We start from the raw sequence: 13,895 nt of genomic DNA, 5'->3' as shown, positions 1-13,895 counted from the left end.
AAAATGCCGCAAAACGAACGCAAGCCAGCCAAACTGAGCGTCAGAATAGATCGATTGCCGCCTCGGGACGTGCATCGGCTTATTTTGTGAAGACAAATCTTGTGCAAAGACTAACAACAACTTCACAACCGAGTTTTAAGAGGTGCCCTTTAGTCAGAAATGGATAACCTATAACAACTGCTACCATTGAAAACGCAAGCGCTACGAAATCTGATATTGGCACCCACGTTCCAAGAAGAATTACACTCGGTATGTTTCGCCACGATGTTGCAGCGGCTCCGAGCAACCCTAACTGGAATGTAAGCCCGGCAACCACAGTGTGAATACGAAGATTATCTAGACCTTGAATCGTAGTACGGACAGCATTGTAATAGATAACATCTTAGCTCTCACCGCGAATTATTTCGGATTGTTTTGTTCGTGGCTTGCCGCAATGTGAACAACAAACGGCGTCTACACTCACATTTTTCCCGCAATCGGAGCAGTATGACAACATCTTTAGTGAACTCCTAGCCCGGCGAAGAGCTTCGAAACTTGATTCTTAATTTGATTGACGTGGATAATGCTCATTTGCCTGAGTCTTTGTGAATCATAAGCCTGGCGTTCCTATGTTGACATTCGTTCGGCACGAGTGTTTGTACTAAACGAATGGATATTCCGCTACGCTTTCCCGCCTCCTTCAACGCTCGCAACACATTCTCAGGACTCAGCGGCAGCTTGGTTACCCGCACGCCGGTGGCATTGTAGATCGCGTTGGCGATGCACGCCATGGGCGGGACGCAGGCGATTTCGCCGGTGCCGGGGTGGCCGTGGACCAAGATATCTCGATGCACGGCAGCATTTAGTTAGCCAATCGCCTCTCATCAATTACACACCCTTTACATCGATCGATTTCATTTTGTCAAACAAGCAGCTAACGTGGAATCGCGTCGGAGGATTTGGGGTCGCGTCTTGAATCTGAAGTCCTACCGCAAACGGTGCCGGCGAGGAGGTTTTCTTTATCGACGAGTTCGGCGCACGTGACGATCGTTGGCTACGAGTTCCGGGTGACGGAATATGGGATTAGAAAAGCTCGTCACGGGTCGCGTAGGTGAGATGCACCTGTTGGGGCGTGCGCCGCTTAAATCCGAATTCGGCTTTGCCGTTTGCCGGTTATTTCAGATCCAACCTACATCGCCAAAGGAAATCCATAGTAGGAAGCGCAATTATCCCACAGGATTTTTCGCTTTTCGTCGTCAGCCCATGGCAGCTTTAAGAAAGTTTCGATAGCGCGTTTCCTTCAGTTCGAGTGCGGCACGCACGCCGTTTATACCCCATCAATCAGGTCCGGCTCCCATCCCCCGGCCAGATTTCTCGCGCGGCGGCTGCATGGTTTGCTCCTCAAGCACCGGTTGGTGTCATCGTTTGACAAAAAGTAAATCAAGCGCTCTCCGGTGAGGCCATACTCCGAATCAACCCATCGATGAAACCTTCGTCGTCAAGCTCCTTAACCCAATGCATATCCCAGAGAGCCATTGGATTTAGGCCCTGGACGCCATATTCCTCGCAAGCAATCTCGTAGGTGGCGGTCAGGGCTTGCGGCGTCGGATACGGTTTGATCTGCAGCTTCCCAACAATCGCGTCAAAATGTTTCTCCATCTCGTGCACATCGGTAATTTTCATCCGCTGCATGGGCTCGCCGGTGACCACTTTCATGGCTTCCTGCTTGCGAAACTTCATCCAGCAAATCCCATAAACGACCGCCTTGACGTAATTTTTTAGCACGGCAGAGTTTTTGCGCGCGAACTCGGCGGTACAGGCTTGGGCGTAATGGCTAATGACTTCCAGCTCGGGAACCGGGAAAACTTTCAACCCGGCTTCCAGGGGTTTCGCTTGATACAGCGGATCCATAAAGCAAGCGATGCACTCTCCGCTCACGACTTTCTTCCACTGCCCCCATCTGCCCACGTCCGTATCCTTGAAGATCGGCACCCCGACTTTGCCCTCCAGTCCCATCATTCGCAGCCAGAGCGTCACGGCATGAGGCCGGCCCGAATCCCTGACCGCCATATTCTTGCCAGTGAATTGGCTCACGTTTTCGACGTGCTTGGGCACCATCAAATCCAAACCGCGGACGATTCGCGGCGCGCAGAAGAAAGTGATTTTTTTTCCTTTGGTTGCTTCGGCGTAAAGAAATTCCACGTGGTCGATCAAGACATCGGCTGAATCGTTGAACAGCGAAGCTTCGAACCCGCCGTAATCTTTGATCTTCAAAACCTCAATGTCGATGCCATAATGTTTCGCGCCGATCTCTTTGATGCAGTAGATAACCGGCGTCCGATCATCGTCGCGATAGGCGACTCTTACGGTGTCCATAGAACATCACACTCCTGCTGACCTGCTCGATGAAATGCGTATCGCCTATGCCTGCCGAGCAAATCCTTCATTCACTTCTTTCTCGTAAGCCAGCAGTTTCTGGACGCTCGCGCGCTCCTGCATGCGCTTGAAATGCGCCACGACATTGGGGAAGCTTGAGATGTCCACCTCCAATTGGGTGGCGCGGCGGACACACCAAAAGAAATGCGCGTCCGGGGCGGTGAAATGGTCGAAGAAGTATTCACGCCCAGTCAGTAAATCGTCGGCGATCCGAAAGTTCTCGAACAGACCTTCGGTGGCGAACTTGATCACGCTGGCGGACGCGCCCGTGGCGTCGCAGACTTTGGGCGGGTTGTTGATCCGGCTAAGAAATGGGTGGATGCCGCTGGAACACCAGGCCAGCAGCGAGATCGCTTTCACCTCGTCCCATGGATCGGCGGGCAGGATCTTGGCGGTAGGGAAGTTCCGATGGATCCATTGATGGATGGCGACGTTCTCGGTCAGTATCCTGCTGTCGACCACTAACGAAGGTACCTTATGTTTCGGGTTGATCTTCAGATACTCGGGCGAGAAATGCTGCCGCTTGCCAAAATTGAGCGGCCGCGCCTCGAAATCGGCGCCCGCTTCGGTCAGTGTGACATAGGGCGCGAGCGCGCAGGTGTTGGGGGCGTAGTAAAGAGCGATTTCCATAGACGTCTCCTTAGATTAGTTCGATTGACCGATTGCGAATCTAGTACCACTCTGCGGCAAGTTCAATCGATCCAAGAGCGGCAAGGATAACGAGGCGAGCTCAGGTCTTGCAATCTAACAAGACCGACAGCGCACGACGCAGTAGCGTGGTGCGATTACAGCGCCGGGACTCGCTGTCGACTTGCTGTTAAAAACAAAATTCCCAAACCTGTAACAGCACACCAGCCCGCGATATTGTGTTTGCCGATTGCTCGGTAGCTGATAGGATGCGGCGAATTGATTTTGTCGCTCATGGCGACTGTAGCCACGATTGAAAGGATACCCTGATGGTTTTCATCCGCCGATTCGACGGGCATCTCGCCGCCCGATTATTTCTTCGCACCGCGCTGACATGGCTCGCCTTCGCGATCCCGTTATTTTCCAGCCGCGCCGCGACGGCGCCGAATAAGATCGTCATCAGCTATGCCAGCCTGAGTGAGCGCGAGGGTGTGCTCATGGTTGCTCGCGATCAGGGATTTTTCCGCAGGCAGGGACTCGATGTCGAATTGGTCTACATGCCGAGCGGGCCGGTTTCGCTGGCAGCCATGGCTCACGGTGACTCCCAGGTCAACACCGGTTCGGCGTCGGGGGCGATCCTCGGTGCCATGGCCGGCGGATTGGATCTGGTTTTCGTTGCCGGGCTGATCAATAAATTGACCGGCGTCATCGTCACCGGCCCTAACATCAACAGCCCGGCCGATCTCAAGGGCAAGACCATCGGCGTGACCAGCATCGGCGGCGGCAATTGGGTGTTTACCATGCTCGCGCTGGAACATTGGAAGCTCGACGTCAAACGCGACAATATTACTATCCGCGTCATCGGCAGCGACGCGGTGCGCGCCCAGGCGATTACCAACGGCACCATCGATGCGACCCAGATTTCCGTCTACTCACTGGTGGGGCCGTTGAAGAAGCAGGGCGCTCGGGTGCTCGCCGACCTGCCGGATCTGGGGGTTCCGTACCAGGGAGTCACGGTTTTTACCCGGCGCAGTTACCTCAATCAAAATCCCGAGACGATGGAAAAACTTTTGACCGCCATCGTCGAAGCCATCGCCTTTATCCAGGACCCGGCGAATAAAGCTTCGGTGTTGCGCATCTTGTCAAAAGGACTGCGCCTGGCCAAACCGGAGGACAGCGCCGAGGGATACGAAAGCGTCAAGCCGCATTTCGAACGCAAGATTTATCCGACGGTCGAAGGCGTGCGCAATACGATTCGATTGCTCGGCATGAGCAACGAAAAGATTCGCAACCTGCGGCCCGAAGAGATCATCGACGATCGCATCGTGCGGCGCTTGGAGCAGAAGGGATTGTTTCGCTAAAGTCGTCTCGTCATCACGCCTTGGGCTGGGGAATTTCCGCCGGCCAATTCTCGATGTAAACCGGTTCGGGCGGGAAACCCAAGACGTTGAGATAAAGATATTCGCGCCAGGCGGGAAATTTGCGCACGTTTTCCACCGGCACGTTAAAATATTTGCGCAGGAAGTCGCGACGCGGCGGATCGAAAACCGTGCGCGGGCGGCTGTTGAGCGCTTGCCTTTCGATCTCGCCGATGCGTTTGCGAATCGGCGCTTCGCCCCAAATCTCGATCTGCTCCCAGACGTAGTCGTGGATTTTCTGCAAGATCGCGTCGTGATGGGTGCGCTCTTCGGCGTGTACCACACGCTCTTCGAAGTCGAGCAGCTTGGGCGTGGTGATCTGAATGCTTTGAATGCTCGCCGCGGTCACATGGCCGTAGGGCCACAGGTTGCCGGAAAAAATGTAGCTCAAAAAATCGCGCTTCATGATTTGGTGGTGCTCGGTGCGCGGCGTCAAGCCGTATTGGCGCTCGAATTCCGGGTCGGGCAGCGCGTGGTTGCGGCGCGAGTCGATGGAATTGGCTTGGCGAATATAACCCCAGCCGTGGCCGGCCTCGGTGCCGATATGTTCGCCGAGATGATAGCGCCACTCGGCATCCATCTCGAAGTGGGCCATGGCGTAGCACGCCGTGCCGACGGTCACTTCGAGTTCATCGCGGCCGCGATGGGCGAGCCAGCGCGCCAAACGCTCGCGCTCTTCATCGTCTTTGGGCGCGCGCTTGATGTTGTCGCGGCTCTTGCGCAGCGCTTCGATTTCATTGCTGATCGGATTGTCCTCGCTGTAGGTGATTTTTTTCCAACGCCACGAATATCTGCCATGGTAACCTCCTAAAGTGTTTTACTTGGTCGCGTAAAGCGTGCGCACAAATCCTTCTTTGTCGATACGCTCGAGCAAACTCATATCCAATACGCCGAACGGATTGCGATTGGACTGCGACGGCGACAGCTGGACAACCGTTTCGAACGCATCTTTGGGCACCCATGGCAGTCGCTCGTAGAGCCCTATTGCGCGTTGATAAACTTCTTCGATCGTTTCCGGATCGGTGAGCCGCATGTGCCGAGCGATGGTTTCCGGCGGCGATAACAGCGCGGCATCGACCACGCCGGTGAACAGCGACTGAGCGACCAGCCCCAATCGGCCGAAGGCGATCAGCTTCACATCGCGCAGCGGATCGAGACCCGCGCGCTGCAGCAAAACCGCGGCGGCCAAGTTGAGCGAGGTGCCCGGCGGCGTGTTGGCGGTCAACTTGCCTTTGAGATCTTTTAGCTGGGCGATCTCCGGCTTGGCCCAAAGTTGATAGGGAACGGTGTTTACCAGACCGCCGATGATGCGTACCTCCACGCCTTTGAGATAAGCACTCAAAGCCTGGCCGCCGCCGACAATCGCGACATCCAGGCTCCCGGCATCGAGAGCGCGAATCATGGTCGTGCCCGCCGCCTGGATGAATTCGACGTTGACGCCGTAAAGCTCGAACAACTTCTGCTCGACCGCGAGCGTGCCGGCCAACTGAGTCGCGGTGGCGCCGGAGAAGCCGAGACGAAGCGATTCCGCTGCGCTGGCGTTGGTGGCGCTGTGAGTGAAGAGACCCGCCGCGAGCACGAGAATCGCAACTCCGCTGACGATGACAGGTAAGATGTTTTTCGTCAGCATGGACGGTCTAACACCGGCACGTTCAAGGGGAGAGATTATCGACCGAGCCGTTGCCGAGCTTCTTGAGCCGCGCGCGGCACCAGAACTTTAACCAGCTCGCGCTTGTACTCGGCGGAGCCGCGATTGTCGTCGGTGGGATCGCATTCGCTAGCGGCGACCTCGCCCATTTCTCTGAGTAAGTCGTCGGTGATCGTTTTGCCGCGCAAAACCGCTTCGGCTTTCTTGGCGTGAACAATCGTTGAGGAGACGGAATTTAGACCTAAACGTACGTCTTCACAGATTCCGTCTATTACATTCAGAGTAATCGCCACGCCGACGGTGGCGAAATCTTCAACGCTGCGCGGCGTGAACTTGATATGCGCCCAGGCGGGCCGGGTCGGCGGTGGGACGTGGATCTGGGTTAACAGTTCTCCGGGCTCTATGGCGGTTTGATAATAGTCGATGAAGAACTCATCCAGCGGCAAGGTTCTTTGACCATTGCTGCTGGTTAACGTCACTTGGGCATCGAGTGCGATCAAGCTGGCGCCGGGATCGGTGAGCGGATCGCCCGCAGCTAGGTTGCCACCTACGGTGCCCATGTTGCGAATCCGTGGCTGGGCGACTTTGCGAAAAGTCTCATGGAGCAGGGGATAGTGCTGCCGCACGGCCTTCGATAACTCGATGTCACGATGGCGCGCGCCGGCGCCGATGCGCAAGCCGTCTTTGGCGCTGTAGCTGATCTTGTCGAACTTGGGGACTCGGTTCAGGCTGATCACGACCTTGGGCGTGAGTAAACGCTGGCGCATCATGATCAGGAGCGATGTCCCGCCAGCCATGACCCGGCCCTCTTCGCCATGTTTTTCCATCATGGCGAAGACTTTTTTCAGCGTCGTCGGTTCTTGGTAGTCGAATCTTATCATGCGTGTATCCGCGCTTAGGTCGAAAAGAGATTCTCACCACGAAGGACACGAAGAGCACGAAGTTCGGAACGAGAATATGGTTTCCCAAAACCCTTCGTGTCCTTCGTGCGCTTCGTGGTGTAAAAGTTTTTCGCTTTCATGGCTCATTTGCCGCTTACTTGCTGTTCTGTTTTTCTTTTAGTGCCCGCAGAATTTTCTCCGGCGTGATCGGCAGAGTTTTCACGCGCACGCCGACGGCATCGAAGATCGCGTTGTTGATCACGGCTGCCGTCGGATCCATGTTGAGCTCGCCCAAGCCTTTCGCTCCGAACGGCCCTGTTGGTTCGTAGGAGTCTGCGAAGGCGTGTTGCAGCGGCGGCATGTCGCGCATGGACGGGATACGGTAATCGGAAAAATTGGGATTGAGCGGCCGGCCTTCGTCGAACTGCAATCCTTCAGTCAGCGCGTAGCCGATGCCTTGAGCCAAACCGCCTTCAACCTGGCCTTCGGCACCGATTGGATAGATCACCGTGCCGCAGTCCGAGGCGACGACCATCTGCAAAACTTTGACTTGGCCAGTAAGCGGATCGACGTGAACCTGCGCGGCTTGCACGCCGTAATTGTACGCGCCGGATTCGTTGCCAAAGCGCGTGCCGTCTGGCAGTACCGAGTCGGCGTCGAAACTGCCGGAGCCGACGATCGGCGCGCCATTGTGGCGAAATAGTCTGGCGCGGGCGACGTCGGCGACGGTGACCGATTTGCCATCGGCGCCTTTGACGAAAATTCTGCCGTCGCGCGAAATTAAATCCGCCGCGTTGGCTTCCAACATTTCGCCGGCTTGCTCGAAGAGCTGCGCTTTGACGTTGGTCGCGGCGTTCTTGACCGCGTTGCCGCTGACGTAAGTTAGTCGACTAGCAAACGCGCCTAAACAGAATGTCGTGAGATCGGTGTCGGCGCGGGAAATTTCCACATCCTCGACGCGCACGCCCAACTCTTCGGCGGCGATTTGGCACATCGCGGTGTGCACGCCCTGGCCGCATTCGCCTTCGCCGCTGAGAATCAACGCCTTGCCGTCTTCGTTGATTTTTATCGTCGCCGAGCTGCCATCGTAGTCGCCAAAGTGGCGCTTGCCGCTGACATGAACCGTGCAAGCCAAGCCCAAGCCGGTGTTGGGCGCTTTGTTGGCGCGCTTGGTCTTCCAGTCGATCATCTTCTCGGCCATGTCGAGGCACTGCTTTAGTTCGCAGCTGGTGACGCGATTGCCATGCGGTGAAACGTAGCCGGTTTCGGCGGCGTTGATCCGGGCGATCTCCAATGGATCGATGCCCAGCGCGTGGGCGCCCAAGTCGATGGCTTGCTCCACCGCCCACTCCGCCGAGGGATTGCCGAAGCCGCGAAAGGCGCCGGTGGGAATCTTGTTCGTGTAGATCAGTTTGGCTTCAAGCTTCACGTCGGAATATTTGTAGCAGGTGTCATGACGCATGGCGGCGACGCCGGTGATCGCCGGCGCTTTGGCCGAGTAGGCGCCATTGTCGGCGATGATCTTTAATTCTTTGGCGCGGATGCGGCCGTCTTTTTTGAAGCCGAGTTTAACGTTGATCTTCATGAACACGCGCGGCCGGCAGCCGGCGAGAAATTCTTCTTCACGGGTATTGATGACCCGTACCGGTTTGCCGGCCTTGCGCGCCAGCACGGCGCAGACCAGCGCGTTGTTATCGTCGCAGGACTTGCCGCCAAAGCCGCCGCCGACGGCGCTTTGAATGACCCGCACGTCGGTCTCAGGCACGCCGAGTGCCGTGGCGATGCGATAACGCGCATTGAACAAGGTCTGGGTGTTCATGTAGATCGTGTATTTGCCACTGGGCGCATACTCGGCCACGCTGCCGATGGTCTCGATGGCACAGTGCCACTGCGGCATGCTGGTGAAAGTATCCTCGACGATGATATCCGAATCGGCGAAGGCCTGAGCGATGTTGCCGCGCTCCAGATCCAAATGCATCGCGATATTATTGGGCTTGTCGTCGTGGACTAATGGAGCGCCGTCTTGCATCGCTTCTTCGGCGTCAAACACGCCGGGCAACGGATCCCAATCGACTTCAATCAAGTCTAACGCTTCTTCGGCGATGTCGGGATCGATGGCGGCGACGGCGGCGACTTCTTCGCCGACGTAACGAGTTTTTCCGACGGAGAGAATGTACTGATCGGCGAAGAACGCGCCCCATGGCCGCTTGATGGTGTCTTCGGCGGTGACCACGGCGCGCACGCCGCGCAGTTTCTCCGCTTTGCTGATATCGATGCTGCGAATGCGCGCGTGAGGGTAGGGGCTGCGCAGGATTCGGCCCGTCAGCATACCGGGTAAATGAATGTCGGCGATGAATTTCGAATCGCCAGTGACTTTGTCGAACCCTTCGACGCGCTGAACGCGTTTGCCGACGACGGAGAATTTTTCTGATTTAGACATGGTTGATCGGCTCGTAATACTCTCGGAATATCTCTCGCAAAGACGCTAAGCTCGCAAAGAGAAGAATAAATTCTTAGACTTAACTTGGCGTCTTTGCGCCTTTGCGAGATATCTCTTAATCCGAAGTCGTTTTTGCTATTGCTTTGTAAACATCCAAGCTCTGAATCTTCGCCGTCGTTTCGCGTTTACGAAACTGATAATCCGGATCTGTCTTACCATTGACCACGGCCATCACCGATTCGAGTATTTTGTAGTAACCGGTGCAGCGGCAGAGGTTTCCCGACATCCATTCTTTGACTTCCTCTTCGCTGGGTTTGGGATTTTCGTCGAGTAATGACTTCGCCGCCATGATCTGTCCCGGCGTGCAGATGCCGCACTGGAAGCCGCCATATTCAATGAACGCCTGCTGAAGCGGATGGAGCTTGCCATCCTTCGCCAAACCTTCAATGGTTTCGATCGGCTTGCCTTCGCAGCCCGCCGCTAATGTCAGGCATGAACTCACCAACCGTCCGTCCAGGATCACGCTGCACGCGCCGCACACGCCGATGCTGCAACCTTCCTTGGTGCCGGTGAGATCAAGAGTGTCGCGCAGCACTTGCAACAGCAAGCGGTTGGCTTCGACTTCGACTTCATAGTCTTGGCCGTTGACGTTGAGAGTCAGCTGTTTTTTCATGATTTATACAGACCGGCCAGAGTGGGTTTTGCCCCAGCGCGCGCGCATCGTCTTCATGGTGTCGCCTTCGCCGACTTCGACGCGGGTTTGGCGTAACCGTTCCCAGACTTTTTCATGTTCGCTCTTGGCCGCTAAATCGGCTTCCTCGGACAAATCGTCGGGCCAATAACCCATCAGATAACCATGCCAAGGCTCCTGCGGTTCCAAATTCGGCAAGCCCAACTCTTCCCACAGTTCTTTGGCGCGCACCATGAATTCTTTTTTCGGCAGTGACAACGGCGGAAAGTCGGCTTTGCGCGTGGCGTCGATCAGTACCGATGACTCGCAGTTGTCGTAGCGGCTCGACGGATGAGTGCAGACCATGCCGATGGGCGTGGCGCCGAACGGTCGGTCCGCAATAATTTTAAAATCTTTGTGCGGTTGCGAGCGATGCGTGATAGCCCAGGTGACCGCGACCGGATCTTTGATGTTGATGTCTTCGTCGCAGGCAACCACCATCTTGCCGACCCGGTCGCCGTAATCCAAAATTGCTTGCATCACTTGCCCCGGCTCTTCATCGTTGCGTTTCTTAAGGCTGACGGCGACATAGGGACGCAGGTTAACTAACGGCTCGATCAAGTGAACATCGTGCACGCTGTCGAAGCCTTTCTTGATCAAGTAACGCTTAATCAGCGTGGACATGCCCATCGCTTTGATCTTGGAGCTTTCGCTCGGCGTCACTTGGCTGATGATCGACACCCAGATGGGATTTTTCCGGTGCGTGACGCATTTTAGTTCGAACATTAAACTTAGCGTGCGCGGATCGATGTAGCCCATGGACTCGCCATAGGGACCTTCTTCTTCCATGTACTTGGTCGGGATAATTCCCTCCAAGACGATTTCCGAAGTCGCCGGCACTTCAATGTCGATGGTCTTGCATTTAATCAGCTGCACCGGCGCGCCCTGGAGACCGCCGGCTAATGCCAGCTCGTCGACATCGGGCGGAACTTTTTGCGTCGCGGCGTAGGAAACCACCGGGATGGTGCCGACAACGATTGCGACTTCCAACGGCTTGCCCATGCGCCGGCATTTTTCCCACTGATTCGACAAATCCTGCGGTGTGCCGGTCATGAGGCCGGCGCAATCGGGTCCCTTGATCAGACCGCGGTAGTTGCCGACGTTGCGCTGCCCGGTTTCGGGATCTTTGGTGATCCAGTGGCCGGCGGTGATGTAGGGACCGTTATCGAAACCTGGAGTGGAAATCGGAATCGCGAATTCGTTAATCCCACCATGGGCGAGCAGTTCGGCGCCCATGTGAACTTCTTCTTGGGCCGGGCCGCCGTCGACCATGACCGGCGGGATTAAATTATCCAGCGCGTGAATCCAACGGTCCGGAACTTCTTCCGGCTGGCACTTCATGCCCAAGCTGTAAATCGCCTCTGAGCCCGACAGGCCGCCGACCAGGACTCGGCAGTTGTACTTATGCTTTTTGCCGTCGACGACATTTTCAAATAAAAATCCGCGCCGAGCTGATTCGGCGATGCCGCCGCGATATTGCCAGCGCACCAGCGGTTGGAGTTCGCTGTCCTTGTTGATTTCCTTAGCGATGCGATAGAGTTTTTGCTGATCGTCGAGAGCGGCGATAAATTCTCTGAGATCTTGGTAAGGCTTGGCGAAATTCATAGGCTTTTGATCTATGCTGTTTTGCCATCCGAATCAAGTGAATGGGACGGGATTCACTTGCAAAAACCAAATCCTGCCGTAAGATGACATTCCGTTCCCATGGCGCTAAAAATTCTCAATACTTTGAGCGGCGAAAAAGAAATCTTTACGCCGCTCACTCCGGGCAAAGTGCGCATGTATGTGTGCGGCGTGACGGTTTACGATTCCGCCCACATGGGTCATTGCCGCTTTTTGCTCACCTTCGACGTAATCTGCCGCTATTTAAAATATTCCGGTTACGATGTCACCTACGCGCGCAACTTTACCGATGTCGATGACAAGATCATCAAGCGCGCCAACCAAGAAGGCGTGAGCTGCACGGCGATCACCGATCGCTACATTGCCGAGTTCAACCGCGACGGCGCGATGTTGGGTTTATTGCCGCCTACCGTCGAGCCGCGCGCGACCCAACATATCGGCGAGATCATCGCGATCATTCAACAGTTAGAAGCCAAGGGGCTGGCGTACAATATCGATGGCGATGTTTTTTACGCCGTCGCGGGGTTCGCTTCTTACGGCAAACTGTCGGGCAAAAAAATCGACGAGCTGGAAGCCGGTGCGCGGGTGGAAGTCGATGTGCGCAAACGTTCGCCGCTCGATTTCGCTTTGTGGAAATCGAGTAAGCCCGGGGAGCCGACATGGGACAGTCCTTGGGGTTCGGGCCGGCCCGGCTGGCATATCGAGTGCTCGGCCATGAGCACGAAATATTTGGGCCAGCCCTTCGATATTCACGGCGGCGGGCGCGATCTGATTTTTCCGCACCATGAAAACGAGATCGCCCAGTCCGAAGGCGCCAGCGGCGAAAGGTTGGCGCGCTATTGGATTCACAACGGCTTTCTCAATATCAATCAAGAAAAGATGTCCAAGTCGCTGGGGAATTTTTTCACCATCCACGAGATCCTGGAAAATTTCGACGCCGCGGCCTTGCGCCATTATTTTTTATCGAGCCATTATCGCAGCCCGATGGATTTTTCCCAAGACGGACTCGAAGAAGCGGGCAGTGCGACGGATCGAATTTACGACACCATCGAGCGTGCCGGCCGGGCGGTAAAAACTAGCGCGCCGCCGGAAGCGTCGATCATCGAGGCGTTTCGCCAAGAAATGGACGATGACTTCAACACGCCGCGGGCGCTGGCGTTGATCTTTGACGAAGTGCGCACGCTCAATCGTTTACTCGACGAGAATAAGAGCCGCGGCCTGGAGCCACGCCTGGCGGCGCTGCGTGCCATATGCGACGGCCTCGGTCTGTTGCAAGATGGCTACTTCGAGCGCAAGAAGGAACGCTGGCTTAGAAAAGCAACGGTGAGCCGGGAGCAGATCGAAATGCGCATCGCCGAACGGGAGCTGGCGCGCAAAGCGAAAAATTGGGCCGAGGCCGATTCCATTCGCAACCAACTGGCGGCGAGCGGCGTCATCATTGAAGACACGCCGGGAGGAGCCGTATGGAAAGTAAAATGACGCGCAGCTTATTGCGGCTTTTATCGAGTGCTGCCTGTTCGCTGTTGGTGAATGTTGCTTCGCCGGCCGGCGGCCAGGAGAGTACGCCGCCTGAAATCGCTCTGCGCAAGTCGGTCAACACCCGATTGTTCCAAGGTAAGGCAGTGGAAGGCGAGGATCGACAAATCGGTCCGGGCGATTCCCTGTGGCGTATCTTGGTTGAAGGGAAAGGCTCTCGGGAAAACAATTTAGTGCCTACGTTGTGATTATTCGCGGCCTCAACCCACAGATCAAAAATATCGACACCTTGCGCATCGGCGATAAAGTTTTTATTCCTTTGCGCTCAGAACTGTTGGCCCGAGGCGCGCCAGCGAGCGCCGCGGCGGAACGACCTCAGCCTGGTAAAGGCACGACTAATCTCTATCGGGTCAAAGCCGGCGAGCATCTCTATCAAATCCTGCGCGAGCAACTGAAGCTCACCGACGATCGCAAAGTGCCGCAGTACTATGTGTCAATGGCGGAGAGAAAATGTGCCAGATAGCGGCGCAATAGTGTACCAGTCAGGTTAAGAGAAAAGGGCTTTGAAGCCCCTGGGGTTTATTGTTGAGCTGGCACGTCGATTTAGATTTTGGTGTTGGGTTCTCCTTCGGTTGGC

13 protein-coding genes are annotated in these 13,895 nt (G+C 55.9%); 4 read left to right on the top strand and 9 right to left on the bottom strand.

Annotation, left to right across the window (positions count from 1 at the left end; translation table 11 throughout):
• Positions 1-566: 566 nt before the first annotated feature.
• The 3 genes from EXR70_22320 to EXR70_22310 form a co-directional block, all read right to left on the bottom strand.
• A complete protein-coding gene (locus EXR70_22320; GenBank protein ID MSP41231.1) occupies positions 567-833 on the bottom strand; it encodes a hypothetical protein in 267 nt (88 codons plus the stop codon).
• A 586-nt stretch (positions 834-1,419) separates the two neighbouring features.
• A complete protein-coding gene (locus tag EXR70_22315) occupies positions 1,420-2,355 on the bottom strand; it encodes a hypothetical protein (GenBank protein MSP41230.1) in 936 nt (311 codons plus the stop codon).
• Positions 2,356-2,400: 45 nt separating this feature from the next.
• Complete coding sequence (locus tag EXR70_22310) at positions 2,401-3,045, bottom strand: glutathione S-transferase family protein (GenBank protein MSP41229.1); 645 nt, start codon at positions 3,043-3,045, stop codon at positions 2,401-2,403.
• Between the two features lie 326 nt (positions 3,046-3,371).
• On the opposite strand from EXR70_22310, the gene EXR70_22305 reads away from it, so the two are divergent.
• Entirely contained in the window at positions 3,372-4,403 is a 1,032-nt protein-coding gene (locus tag EXR70_22305) for an ABC transporter substrate-binding protein (GenBank protein ID MSP41228.1), read from the top strand.
• Between the two features lie 13 nt (positions 4,404-4,416).
• Here the strand turns inward: EXR70_22305 and EXR70_22300 are convergent, their stop codons facing one another.
• The 6 genes from EXR70_22300 to EXR70_22275 all read right to left on the bottom strand — a co-directional run bounded on the left by EXR70_22300 (position 4,417) and on the right by EXR70_22275 (position 11,764).
• Positions 4,417-5,124 carry a hypothetical protein gene (locus tag EXR70_22300; protein ID MSP41227.1) on the bottom strand — a complete coding sequence of 236 codons (708 nt, stop codon included), beginning with the start codon at positions 5,122-5,124 and terminating at the stop codon, positions 4,417-4,419.
• Between the two features lie 153 nt (positions 5,125-5,277).
• Entirely contained in the window at positions 5,278-6,090 is an 813-nt protein-coding gene (locus EXR70_22295) for a hypothetical protein (GenBank protein ID MSP41226.1), read from the bottom strand.
• A gap of 35 nt (positions 6,091-6,125) precedes the next feature.
• Positions 6,126-6,989, bottom strand: a complete 864-nt coding sequence (locus tag EXR70_22290) for a xanthine dehydrogenase family protein subunit M (GenBank protein ID MSP41225.1) — start codon at positions 6,987-6,989, stop codon at positions 6,126-6,128.
• 154 nt (positions 6,990-7,143) lie between these two features.
• Positions 7,144-9,429, bottom strand: coding sequence for a xanthine dehydrogenase family protein molybdopterin-binding subunit (locus EXR70_22285; protein ID MSP41224.1), 2,286 nt, complete (start codon positions 9,427-9,429; stop codon positions 7,144-7,146).
• A 115-nt stretch (positions 9,430-9,544) separates the two neighbouring features.
• On the bottom strand, positions 9,545-10,102 hold the full coding sequence (locus tag EXR70_22280) for a (2Fe-2S)-binding protein (GenBank protein ID MSP41223.1): 558 nt from the start codon (positions 10,100-10,102) through the stop codon (positions 9,545-9,547).
• Positions 10,103-10,105: 3 nt separating this feature from the next.
• The gene (locus tag EXR70_22275) at positions 10,106-11,764 is read right to left on the bottom strand and encodes a UbiD family decarboxylase (protein MSP41222.1); all 1,659 of its coding nucleotides are present in this window, start codon (positions 11,762-11,764) and stop codon (positions 10,106-10,108) included.
• Positions 11,765-11,863: 99 nt separating this feature from the next.
• On the opposite strand from EXR70_22275, the gene EXR70_22270 reads away from it, so the two are divergent.
• The 3 genes from EXR70_22270 to EXR70_22260 are packed head-to-tail and all read left to right on the top strand — an operon-like array spanning position 11,864 to position 13,781.
• Complete coding sequence (locus EXR70_22270) at positions 11,864-13,261, top strand: cysteine--tRNA ligase (GenBank protein ID MSP41221.1); 1,398 nt, start codon at positions 11,864-11,866, stop codon at positions 13,259-13,261.
• Entirely contained in the window at positions 13,246-13,506 is a 261-nt protein-coding gene (locus tag EXR70_22265) for a hypothetical protein (GenBank protein ID MSP41220.1), read from the top strand. The genes EXR70_22270 and EXR70_22265 overlap by 16 nt, the downstream gene beginning before the upstream one ends.
• Positions 13,503-13,781 carry a hypothetical protein gene (locus tag EXR70_22260; GenBank protein ID MSP41219.1) on the top strand — a complete coding sequence of 93 codons (279 nt, stop codon included), beginning with the start codon at positions 13,503-13,505 and terminating at the stop codon, positions 13,779-13,781. The genes EXR70_22265 and EXR70_22260 overlap by 4 nt, the downstream gene beginning before the upstream one ends.
• Positions 13,782-13,895: the final 114 nt, after the last annotated feature.

The sequence above is a fragment of the Deltaproteobacteria bacterium genome (assembly GCA_009692615.1).
Classification (GTDB): Bacteria; Desulfobacterota; Binatia; order UBA9968; family UBA9968; genus DP-20.
The sequence above is the reverse complement of the archived record's forward strand: the minus strand, read 5'-3'. Positions and strand labels throughout refer to the sequence as shown.

Bases quoted from the DNA above. Each gene is read 5' to 3' on its own strand.
- EXR70_22290 (MSP41225.1), bottom strand. From the start codon at position 6,989: ATGATAAGATTCGACTACCAAGAACCGACGACGCTGAAAAAAGTCTTC.
- EXR70_22285 (MSP41224.1), bottom strand. From the start codon at position 9,429: ATGTCTAAATCAGAAAAATTCTCCGTCGTCGGCAAACGCGTTCAGCGC.
- EXR70_22275 (MSP41222.1), bottom strand. From the start codon at position 11,764: ATGAATTTCGCCAAGCCTTACCAAGATCTCAGAGAATTTATCGCCGCT.
- EXR70_22305 (MSP41228.1), top strand. From the start codon at position 3,372: ATGGTTTTCATCCGCCGATTCGACGGGCATCTCGCCGCCCGATTATTT.
- EXR70_22280 (MSP41223.1), bottom strand. From the start codon at position 10,102: ATGAAAAAACAGCTGACTCTCAACGTCAACGGCCAAGACTATGAAGTC.
- EXR70_22295 (MSP41226.1), bottom strand. From the start codon at position 6,090: ATGCTGACGAAAAACATCTTACCTGTCATCGTCAGCGGAGTTGCGATT.
- EXR70_22265 (MSP41220.1), top strand. From the start codon at position 13,246: ATGGAAAGTAAAATGACGCGCAGCTTATTGCGGCTTTTATCGAGTGCT.
- EXR70_22315 (MSP41230.1), bottom strand. From the start codon at position 2,355: ATGGACACCGTAAGAGTCGCCTATCGCGACGATGATCGGACGCCGGTT.
- EXR70_22270 (MSP41221.1), top strand. From the start codon at position 11,864: ATGGCGCTAAAAATTCTCAATACTTTGAGCGGCGAAAAAGAAATCTTT.
- EXR70_22310 (MSP41229.1), bottom strand. From the start codon at position 3,045: ATGGAAATCGCTCTTTACTACGCCCCCAACACCTGCGCGCTCGCGCCC.